29 protein-coding genes and 1 pseudogene are annotated in these 17,776 nt (G+C 69.6%); 6 read left to right on the top strand and 24 right to left on the bottom strand.

Annotated features, from left to right (window positions below; genetic code table 11):
- Window positions 1–35 precede the first annotated feature (35 nt).
- The 6 genes from MM440_RS08495 to infA all read right to left on the bottom strand — a co-directional run bounded on the left by MM440_RS08495 (window position 36) and on the right by infA (window position 3,402).
- Window positions 36–1,052 (bottom strand): DNA-directed RNA polymerase subunit alpha, encoded by a 1,017-nt coding sequence (locus MM440_RS08495; protein WP_241443868.1) that lies wholly within the window; start codon window positions 1,050–1,052, stop codon window positions 36–38.
- Between the two features lie 175 nt (window positions 1,053–1,227).
- On the bottom strand, window positions 1,228–1,833 hold the full coding sequence (gene rpsD / locus MM440_RS08490) for a 30S ribosomal protein S4 (protein ID WP_241443867.1): 606 nt from the start codon (window positions 1,831–1,833) through the stop codon (window positions 1,228–1,230).
- 24 nt (window positions 1,834–1,857) lie between these two features.
- Window positions 1,858–2,262 (bottom strand): 30S ribosomal protein S11, encoded by a 405-nt coding sequence (gene rpsK, locus MM440_RS08485; RefSeq protein WP_241443866.1) that lies wholly within the window; start codon window positions 2,260–2,262, stop codon window positions 1,858–1,860.
- A 136-nt stretch (window positions 2,263–2,398) separates the two neighbouring features.
- Window positions 2,399–2,779 carry a 30S ribosomal protein S13 gene (gene rpsM, locus MM440_RS08480; protein ID WP_241443865.1) on the bottom strand — a complete coding sequence of 127 codons (381 nt, stop codon included), beginning with the start codon at window positions 2,777–2,779 and terminating at the stop codon, window positions 2,399–2,401.
- Window positions 2,780–2,968: 189 nt separating this feature from the next.
- The gene (rpmJ, locus tag MM440_RS08475; RefSeq protein ID WP_014742835.1) at window positions 2,969–3,082 is read right to left on the bottom strand and encodes a 50S ribosomal protein L36; all 114 of its coding nucleotides are present in this window, start codon (window positions 3,080–3,082) and stop codon (window positions 2,969–2,971) included.
- Between the two features lie 98 nt (window positions 3,083–3,180).
- Window positions 3,181–3,402, bottom strand: a complete 222-nt coding sequence (gene infA / locus MM440_RS08470; protein WP_006946284.1) for a translation initiation factor IF-1 — start codon at window positions 3,400–3,402, stop codon at window positions 3,181–3,183.
- A 482-nt stretch (window positions 3,403–3,884) separates the two neighbouring features.
- On the opposite strand from infA, the gene MM440_RS08465 reads away from it, so the two are divergent.
- From MM440_RS08465 to MM440_RS08440, 6 genes are all read left to right on the top strand, one after another.
- Complete coding sequence (locus tag MM440_RS08465) at window positions 3,885–4,970, top strand: hypothetical protein (RefSeq protein ID WP_241443864.1); 1,086 nt, start codon at window positions 3,885–3,887, stop codon at window positions 4,968–4,970.
- Window positions 4,943–5,473, top strand: a complete 531-nt coding sequence (locus tag MM440_RS08460; protein WP_241443863.1) for a hypothetical protein — start codon at window positions 4,943–4,945, stop codon at window positions 5,471–5,473. Before MM440_RS08465 ends, MM440_RS08460 begins: the two co-directional genes overlap by 28 nt.
- On the top strand, window positions 5,371–6,159 hold the full coding sequence (locus MM440_RS08455; protein WP_241443862.1) for a hypothetical protein: 789 nt from the start codon (window positions 5,371–5,373) through the stop codon (window positions 6,157–6,159). The genes MM440_RS08460 and MM440_RS08455 overlap by 103 nt, the downstream gene beginning before the upstream one ends.
- A gap of 250 nt (window positions 6,160–6,409) precedes the next feature.
- The gene (locus tag MM440_RS08450; RefSeq protein WP_241443861.1) at window positions 6,410–6,823 is read left to right on the top strand and encodes an FtsX-like permease family protein; all 414 of its coding nucleotides are present in this window, start codon (window positions 6,410–6,412) and stop codon (window positions 6,821–6,823) included.
- Complete coding sequence (locus tag MM440_RS08445) at window positions 6,820–7,698, top strand: ABC transporter ATP-binding protein (protein WP_241443860.1); 879 nt, start codon at window positions 6,820–6,822, stop codon at window positions 7,696–7,698. Before MM440_RS08450 ends, MM440_RS08445 begins: the two co-directional genes overlap by 4 nt.
- Window positions 7,695–8,369 carry an ATP-binding cassette domain-containing protein gene (locus tag MM440_RS08440; protein ID WP_241443859.1) on the top strand — a complete coding sequence of 225 codons (675 nt, stop codon included), beginning with the start codon at window positions 7,695–7,697 and terminating at the stop codon, window positions 8,367–8,369. The genes MM440_RS08445 and MM440_RS08440 overlap by 4 nt, the downstream gene beginning before the upstream one ends.
- A gap of 3 nt (window positions 8,370–8,372) precedes the next feature.
- Here MM440_RS08440 and map read toward each other — a convergent pair whose 3' ends face one another.
- The 18 genes and pseudogenes from map to rplV form a co-directional block, all read right to left on the bottom strand.
- The gene (gene map, locus MM440_RS08435) at window positions 8,373–9,230 is read right to left on the bottom strand and encodes a type I methionyl aminopeptidase (protein ID WP_241443858.1); all 858 of its coding nucleotides are present in this window, start codon (window positions 9,228–9,230) and stop codon (window positions 8,373–8,375) included.
- Between the two features lie 2 nt (window positions 9,231–9,232).
- Window positions 9,233–9,814, bottom strand: coding sequence for an adenylate kinase (locus MM440_RS08430; protein WP_241443857.1), 582 nt, complete (start codon window positions 9,812–9,814; stop codon window positions 9,233–9,235).
- A complete protein-coding gene (secY, locus tag MM440_RS08425; RefSeq protein ID WP_241443856.1) occupies window positions 9,814–11,124 on the bottom strand; it encodes a preprotein translocase subunit SecY in 1,311 nt (436 codons plus the stop codon). Before secY ends, MM440_RS08430 begins: the two co-directional genes overlap by 1 nt.
- Window positions 11,125–11,288: 164 nt before the next feature.
- Entirely contained in the window at window positions 11,289–11,762 is a 474-nt protein-coding gene (gene rplO / locus MM440_RS08420) for a 50S ribosomal protein L15 (RefSeq protein ID WP_241443855.1), read from the bottom strand.
- Window positions 11,763–11,764: 2 nt separating this feature from the next.
- Window positions 11,765–11,947 (bottom strand): 50S ribosomal protein L30, encoded by a 183-nt coding sequence (gene rpmD, locus MM440_RS08415; protein WP_241443854.1) that lies wholly within the window; start codon window positions 11,945–11,947, stop codon window positions 11,765–11,767.
- Window positions 11,947–12,603 (bottom strand): 30S ribosomal protein S5, encoded by a 657-nt coding sequence (rpsE, locus tag MM440_RS08410; RefSeq protein WP_241443853.1) that lies wholly within the window; start codon window positions 12,601–12,603, stop codon window positions 11,947–11,949. Before rpsE ends, rpmD begins: the two co-directional genes overlap by 1 nt.
- Window positions 12,604–12,640: 37 nt before the next feature.
- Window positions 12,641–13,015 (bottom strand): 50S ribosomal protein L18, encoded by a 375-nt coding sequence (gene rplR, locus MM440_RS08405; protein WP_241443852.1) that lies wholly within the window; start codon window positions 13,013–13,015, stop codon window positions 12,641–12,643.
- A gap of 3 nt (window positions 13,016–13,018) precedes the next feature.
- Window positions 13,019–13,558, bottom strand: a complete 540-nt coding sequence (gene rplF / locus MM440_RS08400) for a 50S ribosomal protein L6 (RefSeq protein WP_241443851.1) — start codon at window positions 13,556–13,558, stop codon at window positions 13,019–13,021.
- A gap of 26 nt (window positions 13,559–13,584) precedes the next feature.
- A complete protein-coding gene (gene rpsH, locus MM440_RS08395) occupies window positions 13,585–13,983 on the bottom strand; it encodes a 30S ribosomal protein S8 (RefSeq protein ID WP_241443850.1) in 399 nt (132 codons plus the stop codon).
- A gap of 154 nt (window positions 13,984–14,137) precedes the next feature.
- Window positions 14,138–14,323, bottom strand: coding sequence for a type Z 30S ribosomal protein S14 (locus MM440_RS08390; RefSeq protein WP_241443849.1), 186 nt, complete (start codon window positions 14,321–14,323; stop codon window positions 14,138–14,140).
- 1 nt (window position 14,324) lies between these two features.
- On the bottom strand, window positions 14,325–14,894 hold the full coding sequence (gene rplE / locus MM440_RS08385; RefSeq protein WP_241443848.1) for a 50S ribosomal protein L5: 570 nt from the start codon (window positions 14,892–14,894) through the stop codon (window positions 14,325–14,327).
- Window positions 14,895–14,896: 2 nt separating this feature from the next.
- Window positions 14,897–15,244: a 50S ribosomal protein L24 gene (rplX, locus tag MM440_RS08380; RefSeq protein ID WP_241443847.1), complete on the bottom strand. Its 348-nt coding sequence runs from the start codon at window positions 15,242–15,244 to the stop codon at window positions 14,897–14,899.
- 3 nt (window positions 15,245–15,247) lie between these two features.
- Window positions 15,248–15,616 carry a 50S ribosomal protein L14 gene (rplN, locus tag MM440_RS08375; RefSeq protein WP_241443846.1) on the bottom strand — a complete coding sequence of 123 codons (369 nt, stop codon included), beginning with the start codon at window positions 15,614–15,616 and terminating at the stop codon, window positions 15,248–15,250.
- Window positions 15,613–15,909 carry a 30S ribosomal protein S17 gene (rpsQ, locus tag MM440_RS08370; RefSeq protein WP_241443845.1) on the bottom strand — a complete coding sequence of 99 codons (297 nt, stop codon included), beginning with the start codon at window positions 15,907–15,909 and terminating at the stop codon, window positions 15,613–15,615. Before rpsQ ends, rplN begins: the two co-directional genes overlap by 4 nt.
- Before the next feature lie 5 nt (window positions 15,910–15,914).
- A pseudogene (gene rpmC, locus MM440_RS08365) lies at window positions 15,915–16,151 on the bottom strand (50S ribosomal protein L29); the annotation flags it as partial.
- Window positions 16,151–16,570 carry a 50S ribosomal protein L16 gene (gene rplP / locus MM440_RS08360; RefSeq protein WP_241443843.1) on the bottom strand — a complete coding sequence of 140 codons (420 nt, stop codon included), beginning with the start codon at window positions 16,568–16,570 and terminating at the stop codon, window positions 16,151–16,153. The gene rplP and the pseudogene rpmC, both read right to left, overlap by 1 nt.
- A complete protein-coding gene (gene rpsC / locus MM440_RS08355; protein ID WP_241443842.1) occupies window positions 16,570–17,397 on the bottom strand; it encodes a 30S ribosomal protein S3 in 828 nt (275 codons plus the stop codon). The genes rplP and rpsC overlap by 1 nt, the downstream gene beginning before the upstream one ends.
- Window positions 17,397–17,768 (bottom strand): 50S ribosomal protein L22, encoded by a 372-nt coding sequence (gene rplV / locus MM440_RS08350; protein ID WP_241443841.1) that lies wholly within the window; start codon window positions 17,766–17,768, stop codon window positions 17,397–17,399. Before rplV ends, rpsC begins: the two co-directional genes overlap by 1 nt.
- Between the last annotated feature and the right edge of the window lie 8 nt (window positions 17,769–17,776).

Here is a 17,776-nt window from a genome sequence, read left to right as displayed (position 1 = left end):
GCGATGGCCCGACCTCTCGGGCCACCAGCGGGCGGTCAGTACTGCTCGTCCTCGAGGGCGGCGTCGTCGTCGTAGCCGTCGTAGGCCTCGGCGATGGAGCTCGGGTCGAACCCGGGCGGGCTGTCCTTGAGCTGCAAGCCCATGCCGACGAGCTTGGCCTTGACCTCGTCGATCGACTTGGCGCCGAAGTTGCGGATGTCCAGCAGGTCGGCCTCGCTGCGGGCGACGAGCTCGCCGACGGTGTGGATGCCCTCGCGCTTGAGGCAGTTGTAGGACCGGACGGTCAGGTCGAGGTCCTCGATCGGCAGCGCCAGGTCCGCCGCGAGCGCGGCGTCCGTCGGCGACGGGCCCATGTCGATGCCCTCGGCCTCGACGTTGAGCTCGCGGGCCAGGCCGAACAGCTCGACCAGCGTCTTGCCGGCCGACGCCATGGCGTCACGGGGGGACATGGAGTTCTTGGTCTCCACGTCGACGACCAGACGGTCGAAGTCGGTGCGCTGCTCGACACGGGTCGCCTCGACCTTGTAGGTCACGGCCAGGACCGGGGAGTAGATCGAGTCGACCGGGATGCGGCCGATCTCCTGCTCGCCGGACTTGTTCTGCGCGGAGGAGACGTAGCCACGGCCGCGCTCGACGGTGAGCTCCATCTCGAGCTTGCCGTTCTCGTTGAGCGTGGCGATGTGCAGGTCGGGGTTGTGCACCTCGACACCGGCGGGCGGCGTGATGTCACCGGCGGTGACGGCACCCGGGCCCTGCTTGCGCAGGTACATCACGACGGGCTCGTCGTGCTCGGAGGAGACGACCAGGCCCTTGATGTTCAGGATGAACTCGGTGACGTCCTCCTTGACTCCGGGGACGGTCGAGAACTCGTGCAGGACGCCGTCGATGCGCAGGCTGGTGACGGCGGCACCCGGGATGCTCGACAGCAGCGTGCGCCGCAGCGAGTTGCCGAGGGTGTAGCCGAAGCCCGGCTCGAGGGGCTCGATGGTGAAACGGGACCGCGCCTCGGAGATGACCTCTTCCGAGAGCACGGGGCGCTGTGCGATCAGCACTGTTCTTCCTTCCCATGGACGCCCGCTATATGACGTCGCATGTATCCCCTTGCGGGGCGGCCGGGCAGCTCTGTCCGTGCCCGACCGGACGGTCTACCGGAGCAGACCGAGGTCTTAGACCGATGGCGGTGGTCCGGGCCGAGACCCGGCCCACCGCCACGTGTCGTGGTGCCGCTTACTTGGAGTAGAGCTCCACGATCAGCTGCTCTTCGACGGGCACGTCGATCTGCTCGCGGACGGGCAGCTGGTGGATCAGGATGCGCAGCGAACCGGGCACGACCTGCATCCACGCCGGGACGGGACGCTCGCCGTAGGTCTGGCGGGCCAGCTCGATCGGGAACGCGTTCACCGACTTGGGGCGCACGTCGATGATGTCGTACTGCGACACCTGGTAGGACGGGATGTCCACGCGGACGCCGTTCACCAGGAAGTGGCCGTGCGTGACGAGCTGGCGGGCCGCACGACGGGTGCGGGCCAGGCCGGCGCGGTACACGACGTTGTCGAGACGCGACTCGAGGATGCGCAGCAGGTTCTCGCCGGTCTTGCCGGGACGACGCGAGGCCGTCTCGTAGTAGTTGCGGAACTGCTTCTCCAGCACGCCGTACATGTAGCGGGCCTTCTGCTTCTCACGCAGCTGGAGGAGGTACTCCTTCTCCTGGATGCGCCCGCGGCCGTGCATGCCGGGCGGGTAGGGGCGGTTCTCGAAGCTCCGGTCGCCACCGACAAGGTCGGTCTTGAGACGACGGGACTTCTTGCTCATGGGTCCGGTGTAACGAGCCATAAGTCAGCTATCTCCTTCCGTGTCTCAGACGCGACGGCGCTTGGGCGGGCGCACGCCGTTGTGGGGGGTGGGGGTCACGTCGCTGATCGCACCGACCTCGAGGCCGGCGGCGGTGAGCGAGCGGATCGCGGTCTCGCGGCCCGAGCCCGGACCCTTGACGAACACGTCGACCTTCTTCATGCCGTGCTCCATGGCGCGGCGGGCAGCGGCCTCGGCGGCCATCTGCGCGGCGAACGGCGTGGACTTGCGCGAGCCCTTGAAGCCGACCTGGCCGGCAGAGGCCCACGAGATCACGGCGCCCGTGGGGTCGGTGATCGAGACGATCGTGTTGTTGAACGTGCTCTTGATGTGAGCGTGCCCGAGGGCGACGTTCTTCTTCTCCTTGCGGCGGACCTTCTTCGCCGCGGCCTGACGGCCCTTGGGAGGCATGTGGCTGGTTTCTCCTGTGCTTGATTCGAAGAGGATGGTGAAGTGAACCGACTCACGACCGGGCAGGTCCCTGACCTGCGGGCCAACGGATCACTTGCGTGATCGGGCGGTGGAGCGTGGGTGCCCGTGAGTGGGGTTACTTCTTTCCGGCCTTCTTCTTGCCGGCGACGGTGCGCTTGGGACCCTTGCGGGTACGCGCGTTGGTCTTGGTGCGCTGACCGCGAACCGGCAGACCACGACGGTGGCGCAGGCCCTGGTACGAGCCGATCTCGACCTTGCGGCGGATGTCGGCAGCAACCTCGCGGCGCAGGTCACCCTCGAGGCGGAAGTTGCCCTCGAGGTAGTCACGCAGCTTGACGAGGTCCTCGTCGGTGAGGTCCTTGACCCGGGTGTCCGGGCTGACGCCGGTGGCCTCCAGCGTCTTGACGGCGGTCGTGCGACCGACGCCGAAGATGTACGTCAGTGCGACCTCGACGCGCTTCTCGCGCGGCAGGTCGACTCCAACGAGACGAGCCATGAATCGTTCTCCTGATCAGGTGCGGAGGTCTGGAGCAAGACCGTTCCGGTGGCGTCGAGCCTCCGGTCCTCGGCCTCCGTGCCGAGGGTGACGTCCTCACGATCGTGAGGGGCCGGGTCCTGCTGGTACTTCAGATGCGCGGAAGCCTGTGCTCCGAGCAAGGTGCGAGGCGTGCGCCTCGCGGGGCCATCAGCCCTGACGCTGCTTGTGGCGAGCGTTCTCGCAGATGACCATGACCCGGCCGTGACGGCGGATCACCTTGCACTTGTCACAGATCTTCTTGACGCTCGGCTGAACCTTCATTGCCTAGTAGTCCTTGGATCTGGGCCCGCCTGGCGCACGGTGGCGCCACGGCGAGCGGTTCGGGATCGGGAGCGTTGCCGGTCCGGTGCGAGCACCGGTCAGCGGTAGCGGAAGACGATGCGCCCTCGGGTCAGGTCATAGGGGCTGAGCTCAACGACGACCCGGTCCTCGGGGAGGATCCGGATGTAGTGCTGACGCATCTTCCCAGAGATGTGAGCGAGCACCTTGTGACCGTTGGTGAGCTCCACCCGGAACATCGCGTTCGGGAGTGCTTCCACGATCGTGCCCTCGATCTCGATGACACCGTCCTTCTTGGCCATGTCCTCCACATTCCGTCGGGCCGTGTCGGCGTGCCTCCAGATCGGGGGCGCGCCGCAAGCGGCTAGAGCAACTTGGTGATGCAGGCTCGCGTCGTGGACGATCCTGCTGGTTCCGAACCAGCCGCGGGGAAACCAGCAGGTAGATGCACGTGAGCCGACGCACCAGTCTACGGCATAGGTCTACCCGGACGAAATCGGTTTCGCTCCGACGAAGCCCGCGCGTACCGCGCCATCGTCCGCATCGAGGGGGGCCGTGAGCACACGGAACGCCATCACCTATCGGCGCGGACAGGCGCTGGTGCTGGTCCTGCTCACGCTCGTCGCCACCGCCGCCGCCATCTTCGCCCCGCTCTACGAGCGCGCAGTGGAGCAGGCCCTGCTGCAGGTAGAGCTCTCCGACACCCCCAGCTCGGCGTCGGGCCTGGTCGTGCGCGGCACCAGCAACGGCTTCGCCCGCCCGACCGTGGCCGCCCTGACCACCCGTGGTGCCGCCCGGCCTGGCAGGCCTCTACGGCCCACCGGACGGGATGTGGGCCGCCAACGTCCTCACCGACGTGGCGGGCGCGCCGCTCAGCACGATCATCCTCGGGCCCGTCGACACCTGCCGATCCCTCACCCTCACGACCGGGCGCTGCCCGAAGGCGTCCTTCGAGATCCTCGTCTCCGAGGCCGATGCGAAGCGGCGCGGCTGGCGCCCGGGCACCGAGATCCGCGCCAGGGAGGGGTGCAGCCCGGCATCCCCTGCCCAGCAGGCATTCACCTCGCCGTTCGTCGTCGTGGGCAGCTATCAGTTCCGACCCGACCCGGCGCACTGGGGTGGCCTGCAGCTCGACCAACGCTCCGGCCTGGTCGCCCTCGACTCCGCCGGCACGCTGCTCGCCGACGCCTGGGTGACCACCCCGCAGACCTTCGACCAGCCCTGGCGGTCGGCCTGGTTGACGCTCACCCGCCAGCTGCGCCCCGACCAGGTGGACCTCGACAGCTACGTGCGCATCCCCGGGCTGGTCGAGCAGACCTCCACCGCGGCCCTCACGCTCACGCCCACCCCGCTGGTCACGACCAACCTCGACGAGTCGGTCGCGCGGCTCGCCGAGGGACGCCGTCAGGCCGCGGTCATCATCCCGCTGCTGCTCGCCCAGCTCGTGGTCCTCTTCGTCGTCGTGTTCGCGCTGGTGACGGCCGCCCTGGTCGAGCAGCGCCGCCCCGAGGTGGGCCTGGCCAAGCTGCGCGGACGCGGCTCGCGCGGGGCGGCCGGTCTGCTCGCCCGCGAGCTCGGGACCCTGACGCTCGTCGGTGTCGTGCTCGGGGCCTGGTGGCGTTCGGGCTCACGACCCTTGCGCGGCACACCTGGCTGCCCGACGGCGTGCCGGCCGAGCTGCCCTGGACCGCCGTCGCGACACTGCTCGCGACCGTGCTGGTGCTTGCTCTCACCCTCGCCTACGTCATGCGACCGGTGCTCGCCCAGCCCGTGTCGGACCTGCTGCGGCGGGTCAGCCCCCGCCCGAGCAGCTGGCGGGTCGGCATCGGGGACGCCGTCGTCGTGGCGGTCGCCCTCACCGGGCTGGTGACCGTGTGGAGCGGCACCGTCACCGGGCCGGTTGCCCTGGTGGCCCCGACGCTGCTCGCCGTCGCCGTGGGCCTGGTGCTCGCGCACCTGATGGTCCCCCTGGCCGCGCGGATCGCCGTCCGCCGCAGCGCCGACGGTCGGGTGCGGTCGACGCTGGTGGCCCTGGCCATCGCCCGCCGTCCCACGGTCCGGCGCACGCTCGCCATCGTGACCGTAGCCACCTCGCTCGCCGCGTTCTCGGCCGCGGCCCTCGTCGCGGGAGACCTCAACCGCGAGCAGCGAGCCGCCGTCGAGACCGGCGCACCGGTGGTCCTCACGACCGACGCCCACCGCGTCGGCCCGGTCGTCGAGGCCGTGCAGGCCGCCGACCCGGGTGGGCACCGCGCCCCGCCGTCGCCCTGGTGCCGCAGGGTGCGGCGGACGCGATCAAGACCCTCGCCGTCCAGCCCGACCGGTTCGCCCACGTGGCCGCCCTCCCCCGCGAGCGCGACCGCTTCGACCTGACCGCCCTCGGCGGCTCCCAGTCCGACGGCATGATCCTCCAGGGCGGCACGCTGTCGGTGACGATCGACTCGATCGCGATCGGCGCCGTGCCCCCGCCGGGCGCCACCGAGGCCCCACCCGCTCCACCGGCCGGCCCGCCTCCGACTCCCCCACCGGGAGCAGACCCGAGCGACGGCCCGGTCTTCGTCACCACGGATCGACTGGGGGTCGTCGCGCTGATCGCCGATGCCAGCAGCCAGACCATCCCCGTGGATCTCGGGTCGGTCCCGACTGCCGGCGTGGGCCCCACGCAGTCGTTCACCCTCACCACGCCCATCTCCTGCAGCCGGCCTTGCTCCCTGGTCGGGCTCGGCATCGAGCACCGCTACGACGACCCGGCGCTGCGCCAAGGCACCCTGGTCGTCCGCGACGTCCACGTGGACCGTGGGCTACCGGTCCGGATCGGCAGCGTCGCGCAGTGGCAGCCCGGGTCGGGTGCCGACTCCGGTGACAATTTCACCGAGCAGATCCAGGTGACCGACGCCGGTTCACCAACGGCGCTCGGGCTGCGGATCGCCTCCCGATCCGGTCGGTTGGTCACGCAGACGACCGTACGCGGCGGGGCCCTGCCCGCCCTGGTCTACGGGACTCCAGCTCGCAGACCGACGGCGTGTTCCAGGGGGTGGGTCTGGACGGGATCTCGATGAGCTTCCACCAGGTGCGGGCCCTGCCCTACGGCCCACAGGCCCTGCCCACCGTCGCAGTGGTCAGCCTGCCCGCCCTGCAGGCCCGCGCGAGCACGCTCTCGACCACCGGCACGATGCAGGTCTGGCTCGCGGACGATGCCATGACCGGACCGGCGACGTCCGCACTGCGCGCCCGCGGCGTGCTGGTGAGCGACGTGGCGCGGGCCGCCGACAGCAGGCGCGGCTGGGTCGGTCCGCGTCCGCCTGGGGGTTGCAGCTGGCCCTGGTGGTGGCCGTGGTGGCGCTGCTCGTCGCCGCGCTCGTCATCGTCGTGGTGGTGGACACGGCCTGGCGCACCCGCACGGCGGACCTCGCCGCCCTGCGGGTCGTCGGCCTGGCCCAGGCCGACGTCCGTCGGGTGGCGACCACCGAGCAGGTCGTGCTCGTGCTGGTCGGCATCGCGATCGGCGCCCTGGCCGGCTGGCTGGGTGCCGCGCTCACGCTGCCGATGGTCCCGTTCTTCACCCGGCCGCTCGCGGCCTTCCCTCCGGTGACGACCGTCCTCACCGGGCCGCTGGTGCTGGCGGTCTTGGTGACCCTGGCGCTGCTCCTACCCGTGGCCGTGGCTGTGGGAGTGGCCCAGGCGCGCGAGGCGCGTCCCCGGCTGATCAGGGAGGAGCGGTGACCGAGCTGCACCCGCGGTCCGGGGTGGCCGTGTCCACCGTCGGACTGGTCCACATCTACCGGGCCGAGGGACACGACGTGGCCGCGTTGTCCGGCGTCGACCTGGTCGTGCGGCCCGGGGAGGTCGTCGGTCTGCTCGGCCCCTCGGGTGCGGGCAAGTCGACGCTGCTGTCGCTGTTCGCCGGGCTGATCCGACCGAGCGCCGGACGCATCCGGGTCGGCGACCACGACCTCGGTGCCATGAGCCCCGCCGAGCTCGACCGCTACCGTGCCACCGACGTCGGCTTCCTGCTGCAGGGCGCCATGCGCAACCTCATCCCCTACCTCACGCCGCGCGAGAACATTGCCTTCGCCCAGCGCGCGGCCCTGCGCGCAGAACGCCCCGACGTCCCCGCTCCCGCCGCGCTGGTCGACGAGCTGGGGCTGGGTGACGTGGCGGAGGCCACGTTGCGCTCCCTCACCCCCGCCCAGCAGCAGCTCACCGCCCTCGGTGTGGCCCTCGCGGCCCGGCCCGGTCTGCTGCTCGCCGACGAACCCACCAGCCAGCTCGACCACGAGGCGCGCGCCCTGGTGATCGGGACGCTGCAACGGGTCAGCGCCGAGCACGGCACCACCATCATCATCGTGACCCACGACCCGCACGTGGCCGAGGCGCTCCCCCGCACCGTCACCATCCGCGACGGCCGGGTCAGCGGCGAGGGTCGGCGGGGCGAGGAGCTGAGCATCGTTGCCGTCGACGGGTCACTCCCGCTGCCCCAGGCGATCGTCGCCGCGCTGCCGCCTGGCACGCTCGTGCGGGTGCAGCCCACCGAGCACGGGTGGCTGCTCGAGCGGGACGACATCCAGACGGACCAGGCGACAGGGGAGCCCCGATGAGCTCGCTCGAGGCGCGTGGCCTGCGCTACCGCTACCCCACCACCGGACGGACGACGGTCGGTGACCGGGCAGCGGCGATCGACGACGTCTCGATGTCGTTGGCGCCCGGCCGGCTCGTGGCGCTCACCGGCCCGTCCGGCTCAGGCAAGACGACCCTGCTCTGGCTGCTCGCCAAGCTCCTCGAGCCGGAGGTGGGCACCGTGCGGCTCGGTGACACCGCGGTCACCGACCTGTCCACGGCCCAGCGGGTCGGGATCGCGCTCGTGCCGCAGGGCAACGGGCTGGCCGCCTCGCTGACGGCTCGCGAGAACGTCCCGCTCCCGCTGCTCGCCCGAACCCGTCGGCGGCGCGCCCAGGCAGCGGCCGGCGAGCGCAGCGACACGGCACTCGACGCGGTGGGGCTGCGCGAGTCCGGCGGGCACCTCATCGAGGAGCTGTCCGGTGGTCAGCAGCAGCGGGTCGCGATCGCGCGCGGTCTGGCCCTGGCCCCGGCCGTCCTGCTCGCCGACGAGCCGACCTCGGAGCTCGACCACGGCAACCGCGAGCGGGTGCTGCACCTGCTGCGCGGGGTGGCAGAGCGGGGCGCCACGGTGCTGATGGCGACGCACGACCCCGAGGCCGCCGCCTTGGCGGACGCCCAGATCGCGCTCGACGAAGGTCGCCGGGTGTGACGGTCAGTCCAGCGGCGCGTAGGGAACGCCCAGATCGACGAGCCTGGCCGCGCCCCCGTCGATCTCGGTGAGCACCCACAGGCCGGCGTCGGTGACGGCGACGGAGTTCTCCCAGTGCGAGGCCCGCGACCCGTCGTCGGTGACGACGGTCCAGTCGTCGGCGAGGGTGTGGGTGCGCTCGGTGCCGAGGGTCACCATCGGCTCGATCGCCACGGTCGTGCCGCTGCGCACCACCGGGCCCCTGTCGCGGACCCGGTAGTTGGGCACCTGCGGGTCCATGTGCATCTCGCGGCCGATGCCGTGCCCGACGTAGTCCTCGATGATGCCGTACTCGCGCTCCTCGAGGCGGCCGCGGGCGACGACCTCGTCCTCGACGGCCGCACCCACGTCGTAGAGCCGGTGGCCGACCCGCAGCGCGGCGATACCGGCCCACATCGAGGCCTCCGTCGCGTCGGAGAGCATCAGGTCCTCGGGCCGGGCGGCGTCCCGCCCGCCGACCACGAAGGTCCGCGCCGCGTCGCCGTGCCAGTGCTCGCCCTGCGGCGTCCGCACGTAGCAGCCACAGTCGATCGACACCAGGTCACCGTCGCGCAGCACCCGGTCCCCCGGGATGCCGTGGACGACCTCGTCGTTGACCGAGACGCACAGGGTGTGCCGGTAGCCGGGCACCTCGCTGAAGTTGGGGTGCATCCCCTCGGCGCGGATGAACTCCTCGGCCAGCCGGTCGAGCTCCCCGGTGGTGACGCCGTCGCGCACGTGCTCGCCGAGCATCACCAGCGTGCGACCGACGACCAGCCCGGCCGCGCGCATCGCGCGCAGCTGGTCGTCGGTCTTGGTCTCGATCCGGGTCCTGCCGAACATGCTCAGCGTGCCGCCGGCTCGGTCGGGGCCACGGCACCGAGCAGGCGCTCGGTGACCTCGTCCAGCTCGCCCATGCCGCTGACCTCGCGCAGCAGCCCACGCCGACGGTAGACCTCGAGCAGCGGCTCGGTCTCGCGGGCGTAGATCGCCATCCGCTCCCGGATGACCTCTTCGGTGTCGTCCGCGCGACCCTCGATCTCGGCGCGCTTGAGCAGGCGCTGCACGACGGCGTCGGTGTCGACGGTGAGGACCAGCACGTGGTCGATGGCCCGGCCGGCCTTCTCGAGCATCTGGTCCAGCGCCTCGACCTGACCGACGGTGCGCGGGTAGCCGTCGAGCAGGAAGCCCTGCTCGCAGTCGCCCTGGGCGAGCCGGTCCTCGACGATGGCGTTGGTGATCTCGTCGGGGACGTAGCCACCCGACGCGGTGATCGCCTGGACCTGCTTGCCCAGCTCGGTCTGGCCCTTGATGTTGGCGCGGAAGATGTCGCCGGTGGAGATGGCGGGCACGCCGAGGCGCTCGACGAGACGGGCCGCCTGGGTGCCCTTGCCGGCCCCGGGGGGGCCCATGATGATGAGCTGCATCAGCGCAGGAATCCTTCGTAGTGACGTTGCTGGAGCTGGGACTCGATCTGCTTCACCGTCTCCAGACCGACTCCGACCATGATCAGCAGCGAGGTGCCGCCGAAGGGGAAGTTCTGGCCGACGCCCATCGTCGTGAGAGCGACGAGCGGGATCAGGGACAGCAGACCGAGGTAGAGCGCGCCCACCACGGTCAGTCGGGTGAGGACGTAGTCGAGGTACTGGGCGGTGGGTCGCCCGGCGCGGATGCCCGGGATGAAGCCACCGTACTTCTTCATGTTGTCCGCCACCTCTTCGGGGTTGAACGTGATGGACACGTAGAAGAAGGTGAAGAAGACGATCAGGACGAAGAAGACCGCCATGTACCACGGGCCGTCGCCGCGGGCGAGGTGGGTCTCGATCCACACCGCCCACGAGGGCGGGTTGGTCCGGCCGGCGAACTGCGCGGCCATCAGCGGCAGCTGCAGCAGCGAGGACGCGAAGATCACCGGGATCACGTTGGCCATGTTGATCTTCAGCGGGATGTAGGTCGACGTCCCGCCGTACATCCGCCGGCCCACCATCCGCTTCGCGTACTGCACGGGTACCCGGCGGGTGGACTGCTCGACGAACACGACGGCGGCGACGATCAGCACGCCGACGAGCAGCACGAGCACGAACCGGCCGATGTTGGCGCCGTTCTGCGCGACGCCCGACCACATGGCCGTCGGGAAGCCGGACACGATCGAGGTGAAGATCAGCAGCGACATGCCGTTGCCGACGCCGCGGTCGGTGATGAGCTCACCGAGCCACATGACCAGGCCGGTGCCGGCGGTCATCGTGACGACCATCAGCAGCAGGGTCCACCAGTTCTGGTCGACCATGATCGAGGTGCAGTTGGCCCCGAACAGCGCGGACGGGTTGCGCGCGTAGGTGACGTAGGTCGCCGACTGCAAGATGGCCAGGCCGATGGTCAGATAACGCGTGTACTGCGTCATCTTCGTCTGGCCGGTCTGGCCCTCCTTCTTCAGCTCCTCGAACCGCGGGATCACCACGGTGAGGAGCTGGACGATGATGCTCGCCGTGATGTACGGCATGATGCCCAGCGCGAAGATCGACAGCTGGAGCAGCGCGCCACCGCTGAACAGGTTCATGATCCCGAGCAGGCCTGAGCTCGGGTCGGAGGACGAGATGCACGCCTGGACGTCCGAGTAGCTGATGCCCGGGGTGGGGGTCAGCGAACCAACCCGGAACAGCGCCATGATCCCGAGGGTGAACAGGATCTTCTTGCGCAGGTCGGGGGTCCGGAACGCCCGGGTGAATGCTGAGAGCAAGGGTCCTCCTCGGCGCTCGACGGGCGAGGCGCCGTTCGTGCACGACTAGGCAACGTGCGGAAGGGTAGCACCGGGGGCCGGCCCCGGAACGGACGCACCCCGGGGCCCAGACGGGCACCCGGGGTGCGTGCGGCAGTTCGTCGCGTCGGCCGATCGTAGAACGATCAGGCCTCGGTGGCCGTTCCGCCGGCCGCCTCGATCTTGTCCTTGGCGGAGCCGGAGAACTTGTCGACCGTGACGTTGACCTTGACGCTCAGCTCGCCGGTGCCGAGCACCTTGACCAGCTGGCCCTTGCGGACCGCGCCCTTGGCGACGAGGGAGTCGACGGTGACGTCGCCGCCCTCGGGGAACAGCGCCGAGATCTTGTCCAGGTTGACGACCTGGTACTCGGTCTTGAACGGGTTCTTGAAGCCACGCATCTTCGGCAGCCGCATGTGCAGCGGCGTCTGACCACCCTCGAAACGGGCGGGCACCTGGTAGCGGGCCTTCGTGCCCTTGGTGCCGCGACCGGCGGTCTTGCCCTTGGAGCCCTCACCGCGACCCACACGGGTCTTGGCGGTCTTGGCACCGGGGGCCGGACGCAGGTGGTGGACCTTCAGCGTGGACGTCTTGTCCTGCTCGGCAGCCTTGTCGGCCATGTTCACTCAACCTCCTCGACGGTGACCAGGTGGGGCACCGTCTTGACCATCCCGCGGATCTCGGGACGGTCCTCCTTGACGACGACGTCGCCGATTCGCTTGAGCCCGAGGCTGCGCAGCGTCTCGCGCTGGTTGCGCTTGCCGCCGATCTCGGACCGGATCTGGGTGACCTTGAGGCGAGCCATCAGGCACCCACCTTCGCCGCAGCCTCGGCCGCGCCGGCGGCCTGGGCGCGCAGCAGCGCGGCCGGGGCCACCTGCTCCAGGGGCAGGCCACGGCGCGCCGCGACCGCCTCGGGACGCTCGAGGCCCTTGAGGGCGGCGACCGCCGCGTGGACGATGTTGATCGAGTTGTCCGAGCCGAGCGACTTGGACAGCACGTCGTGGATACCGGCGCACTCGAGGACGGCGCGCACCGGGCCACCGGCGATCACACCGGTACCGGGGGCGGCCGGACGCAGGAGCACGACACCGGCAGCGGCCTCACCCTGCACGGGGTGCGGGATGGTGCCCTGGATGCGGGGCACGCGGAAGAAGGCCTTCTTGGCCTCCTCGACACCCTTGGCGATCGCCGCGGGCACCTCCTTGGCCTTGCCGTAGCCCACGCCCACGGTGCCGTCACCGTCACCCACGACGACGAGCGCCGTGAAGCTGAAGCGGCGGCCACCCTTGACGACCTTGGCGACGCGGTTGATGGTCACCACGCGTTCGATGTACTGGCTCTTCTCCGCGGCGTTGTCGCGACGGTTGTCGCGGTCACGACGGTCACGACGGTCACCGCGCTCGTTCCCGCCGGTGGCGCCGTTCCCGGCGCCCGTTCCGCGGCGCTGAGGTCCTGGCATCAGATGTTCCTCTTTCCGAATGTCTGCGGTGCGTTGCTCACAGGTCCAGTCCGCCCTCGCGAGCGCCCTCGGCGATCGCGGCGACACGGCCGTGGTACTGGTTGCCACCGCGGTCGAAGACCACAGCGGTGATACCGGCGCTCTTCGCGCGCTCCGCGACGAGCTCGCCGACCTTCTTGGCCTTGGCGGTCTTGTCGCCGTCGAAGGCGCGCAGGTCCTTCTCCATGGTCGAGGCCGACGCGAGGGTCTTGCCCACGGTGTCGTCGACGACCTGGACGAACAGGTGCCGCGCCGAGCGGTTCACGACCAGGCGGGGACGCGCGGCCGTGCCGGCGACCCGCTTGCGCAGACGCAGGTGACGACGCGCACGCGCGATCGACTTGCCCCGTCCTCGCTTCACAGTGATAGCCATGGCTTACTTACCAGCCTTTCCGACCTTGCGCTTGATCTGCTCGCCCGCGTACTTGACGCCCTTGCCCTTGTAGGGGTCGGGCTTGCGCAGCTTGCGAATGTTGGCCGCGACCTCGCCGACGAGCTGCTTGTCGATGCCCTTGACCGAGAACCGGGTCGGGCCCTCGACCGCGAAGGTGATGCCCTCCGGCGGCTCGATGACGATCGGGTGGCTGTAGCCCAGAGCGAACTCCAGGTTGCTGCCCTTGGCGAGCACGCGGTAACCGGTGCCGGCGATCTCGAGCTTCTTCTCGAAGCCGTTGGTCACGCCCTCGACCATGTTGGCGATCAGCGAGCGGGTCAGGCCGTGCAGCGCACGGGACTCACGCTCGTCGTTGGGACGGGTGACGACGATGCTGCCGTCCTCGCCCTTCTCGACCTTGATCGGCTCGGCCACGACGTGGGCCAGCTCGGCGTTGTTCTTCTTGACGGTCACGTTCTGACCGTCGATGGTGACCTCCACACCCATCGGTACGGAGATGGGGAGTCGTCCGATTCGGGACATGGTGTTCCTCCTCTACCTTCCGTGGGTTACCAGACGTAGGCGAGGACTTCCCCGCCCACACCCTTGTCAGCCGCCTGCTTGTCGGTCAGAAGACCGGACGAGGTGGAGATGATCGCGACACCGAGCCCGCCGAGAACCTTGGGCAGGTTGGTCGACTTCGCGTAGACGCGCAGGCCCGGCTTGGAGACGCGGCGCACACCGGCGATGGAGCGCTCCCGGTCCGGGCCGTACTTCAGGTCGATCGTCAGCGTCTGGCCCACCTCGGCGTCCGCGATGCTGGAGCCGGCGATGTAGCCCTCCGCCTCGAGGATGTCCGCGATGTTCTTCTTCAGCTTCGAGTACGGCATGGCGACGGTGTCGTGGTGCGCCGAGGAGGCGTTCCGGACGCGGGTCAGCATGTCCGCAATCGGGTCAGTCATGGTCATGGGGGCGGATGCCCTTTCTCATCGCGGTTTCGTCGCGGCGGTGCCGGTCCGACCTTCGATGAACGTGATGTGAGTCGTGCAGGGGATGGCCACGAGGGCCGGTGGGGTGTGTCGGCTCGCCAGGGCTAGCCGGCGAGCCGCACGGTGAGCGAGCTCACCAGCTGCTCTTGGTCACCCCGGGGAGCTCGCCACGGTGGGCCATCTCGCGCAGGCACACGCGGCACAGACCGAACTTGCGGTAGACCGAGTGCGGTCGGCCGCAGCGCTGGCAGCGGGTGTAGGCGCGGACGGCGAACTTCGGCTTGCGGTTCGCCTTCTGGATCAGGGCGGTCTTGGCCACGTCAGTTCTCCTTGAACGGGAAGCCCAGCTGCTTGAGCAGGGCGCGACCCTCGTCGTCGTTCGTGGCGGTGGTGACGATGGTGATGTCCATACCGCGCACCCGGTCGATGCGGTCCTGGTCGATCTCGTGGAACATCGACTGCTCGTTGAGACCGAAGGTGTAGTTGCCGCGACCGTCGAACTGCCTGGGCGACAGGCCGCGGAAGTCGCGGATGCGGGGCAGCGCGACCGACAGCAGCCGGTCGAGGAACTCCCACATGCGGTCGCCGCGCAGCGTGACGTGCGCGCCGATCGGCATGCCCTCGCGCAGCTTGAACTGCGCGATGGACTTGCGGGCCTTGGTGACGATCGGCTTCTGGCCGGTGATGGCGGTGAGGTCACGGACCGCACCGTCGATCAGCTTGCTGTCGCGAGCCGCCTCACCGACACCCATGTTGACGATGACCTTGACGACACCGGGGATCTGCATGACGTTCTCGTAGGAGAACTGGTCCTGCAGGGCCGGCTTGATCTCGGCGGCGTAGCGCGCCTTGAGGCGCGGCTGCACCTTCTCGGAAGTGGTGGCAGTCATGCTCACAGGTCCTTACCCGAGCGCGCCGCGACGCGGACACGCACGTTCTTGGTCCGACCGTCCCGCTCGACCTGCTCGACGCGGGTCGTGATCCGGGTCGGCTTCTTGGTCTCCGGGTCCACGATCATCACGTTGGACACGTGGATCGGGGCCTCCGTGTGGACCAGGCCACCGGTGCGCGACCCGCGCGCCGACTGACCGGCCTTCACGTGCTTGGTGACGCGGTTGACGCCCTCGACGATGACGCGCTCGGTCTCGCGGTTGACCTCGATGACCTTGCCCGTCGTCCCCTTCTCGGGACCGCTGATGACCTGCACGAGGTCACCCTTCTTGATCTTGATCTTCGCCATGGCTCAGAGCACCTCCGGTGCCAGCGAGATGATCTTCATGAACTTCTTGTCGCGCAGCTCGCGGCCCACCGGGCCGAAGATGCGGGTGCCCCGAGGGTCACCGTCGTTCTTGAGGATCACCGCGGCGTTCTCGTCGAACTTGATGTACGAACCGTCCGGACGACGGCGCTCCTTGACGGTGCGCACGATGACCGCCTTGACGACGTCACCCTTCTTGACGTTGCCGCCGGGGATCGCGTCCTTGACGGTGGCGACGATGGTGTCGCCGATTCCGGCATAACGACGGCCCGAGCCACCGAGGACACGGATGCACAAGATCTCCTTGGCACCGGTGTTGTCGGCGACGCGCAGCCGCGACTCCTGCTGAATCACTTGGCCTTCTCCAAAATCTCCACCACGCGCCAGCGCTTGGTGGCCGACAGCGGACGGGTCTCCATGAGCAGCACCAGGTCGCCGATGCCGCACTCGTTCTGCTCGTCGTGCGCCTTGAGCTTGCTCGTGCGCCGCATGACCTTGCCGTAGAGCGCGTGCTTGACCCGGTCCTCGACCTCGACCACGACGGTCTTGTTCATCTTGTCGCTGACGACCAGACCGCGAGCGGTCTTGCGGTAGTTGCGCTCGGAATCGTTGACCTGCTCGGTCACGCCAGTCTCCTGCTCGCTCATGCCTTCTCACCCTTCGCCGGCGCCGCACCGATGCCGAGCTCGCGCTCGCGCATCTCGGTGTAGATGCGGGCGATGTCCTTCTTGACCGCGCGCAGGCGGCCGTGGTTCTCCAGCTGGCCGGTCGCCGACTGGAACCGAAGGTTGAACAGCTCGCCCTTGGCCTTCTTCAGCTCGTCGACGAGACGGGCGTCGTCGAACTCACGCAGATCGATGGGCGTGAGGTCCTTGGAACCGACTGCCATCAGATGTCACCACCCTCACGGGACACGAACCGGCACTTCATGGGGAGCTTGTGCATCGCGAGACGCATGGCCTCGCGGGCCACCGGCTCGGACACACCGGCCAGCTCGAACATGACGCGGCCGGGCTTGACGTTGGCCACCCACCACTCGGGCGAGCCCTTGCCCGAACCCATGCGGGTCTCGGCGGGCTTCTTGGTGAGCGGGCGGTCCGGGTAGATGTTGATCCAGACCTTTCCGCCACGCTTGATGTAGCGGGTCATGGCGATACGGGCCGACTCGATCTGACGGTTCGTCACGTAGGCCGGCTCGAGCGCCTGGATGCCGTAGTCACCGAACGAGACCTTGGTGCCACCCTTGGCGGCACCCGAGCGTCCCGGGTGGTGCTGCTTGCGGTGCTTGACTCGACGCGGAATCAACATCAGGACTCAGCTCCCTGCTGCGCAGGCGCGGCCTGCGTGGTGTCGGCGGTCGCAGCCGTCGGCTCGGCGGTCTGGGCCTGGGGGGCGTCACGACGCGGGCCACGGCCACGGCCGGGGCGGTCGGCGCCGTCACGACGCGGGCCACGCGACGGGCGCGGAGCGGCGGCCTGCTGGGCCGCGAGCTCCTTGGCGGTCACGTCGCCCTTGTAGATCCAGACCTTGACACCGATGCGACCGAAGGTGGTCTTGGCCTCGTAGAAGCCGTAGTCGATGTTCGCGCGCAGCGTGTGCAGCGGCACCCGACCCTCGCGGTAGAACTCGGTGCGGCTCATCTCCGCGCCGCCGAGGCGGCCGGAGACCTGCACCCGGATGCCCTTGGCACCGGCGCGGGTGGCGGACTGCATGCCCTTGCGCATGGCGCGGCGGAAGGACACACGGGCCGAGAGCTGCTCGGCGATGCCCTGGGCGACCAGCTGGGCGTCCTGCTCGGGGTTCTTGACCTCGAGGATGTTCAGCTGGACCTGCTTGCCCGTGAGCTTCTCGAGCTCGCCGCGGATGCGGTCGGCCTCGGCGCCGCGGCGACCGATGACGATGCCGGGGCGCGCCGTGTGGATGTCCACGCGGACGCGGTCGCGGGTGCGCTCGATCTCGACCTTGGCGATACCGGCGCGCTCCATGCCCTCGGACATGAGCTTGCGGATCGCCACGTCCTCCTTTACGTAATCGCGGTAGCGCTGGCCGGCCTTGGTGCTGTCAGCGAACCAACGGCTCGTGTGGTCCGTGGTGATACCGAGGCGGAAGCCGTTCGGGTTGACCTTCTGACCCATCAGCGGGTTCCTCCCTTGGTGTTCTCCAGCTGCGCGACGTGCACGGTGATGTGGCTCGTGCGCTTGCGGATGCGGTAGGCCCGACCCTGGGCGCGCGGACGGAACCGCTTCATGGTCGGACCCTCGTCGACGAAGGCCGCGCTGATGACGAGGTTGCGCTCGTCGAAGGCGTTCGAGGCCTGGTCGGCCTTGACGCGGGCGTTGGCGATCGCGGACTGCAGCACCTTGAGCACCGGCTCGCTGGCCGACTGCGGGGCGAACTGCAGGACCGCGATGGCCTCGTCGGTCTGCTTGCCGCGGATGAGGTCGACCACGCGGCGAGCCTTCATGGGCGTGACGCGCACGTGGCGCGCGACAGCCTTGGCTTCCATCGCAAATT

Origin of the sequence: Arsenicicoccus piscis (genome assembly GCF_022568835.1) — a bacterium.
GTDB classification, from domain to species: domain Bacteria; phylum Actinomycetota; class Actinomycetes; order Actinomycetales; family Dermatophilaceae; genus Arsenicicoccus; species Arsenicicoccus piscis.
This window is presented reverse-complemented; position numbering and strand designations above follow the sequence as displayed.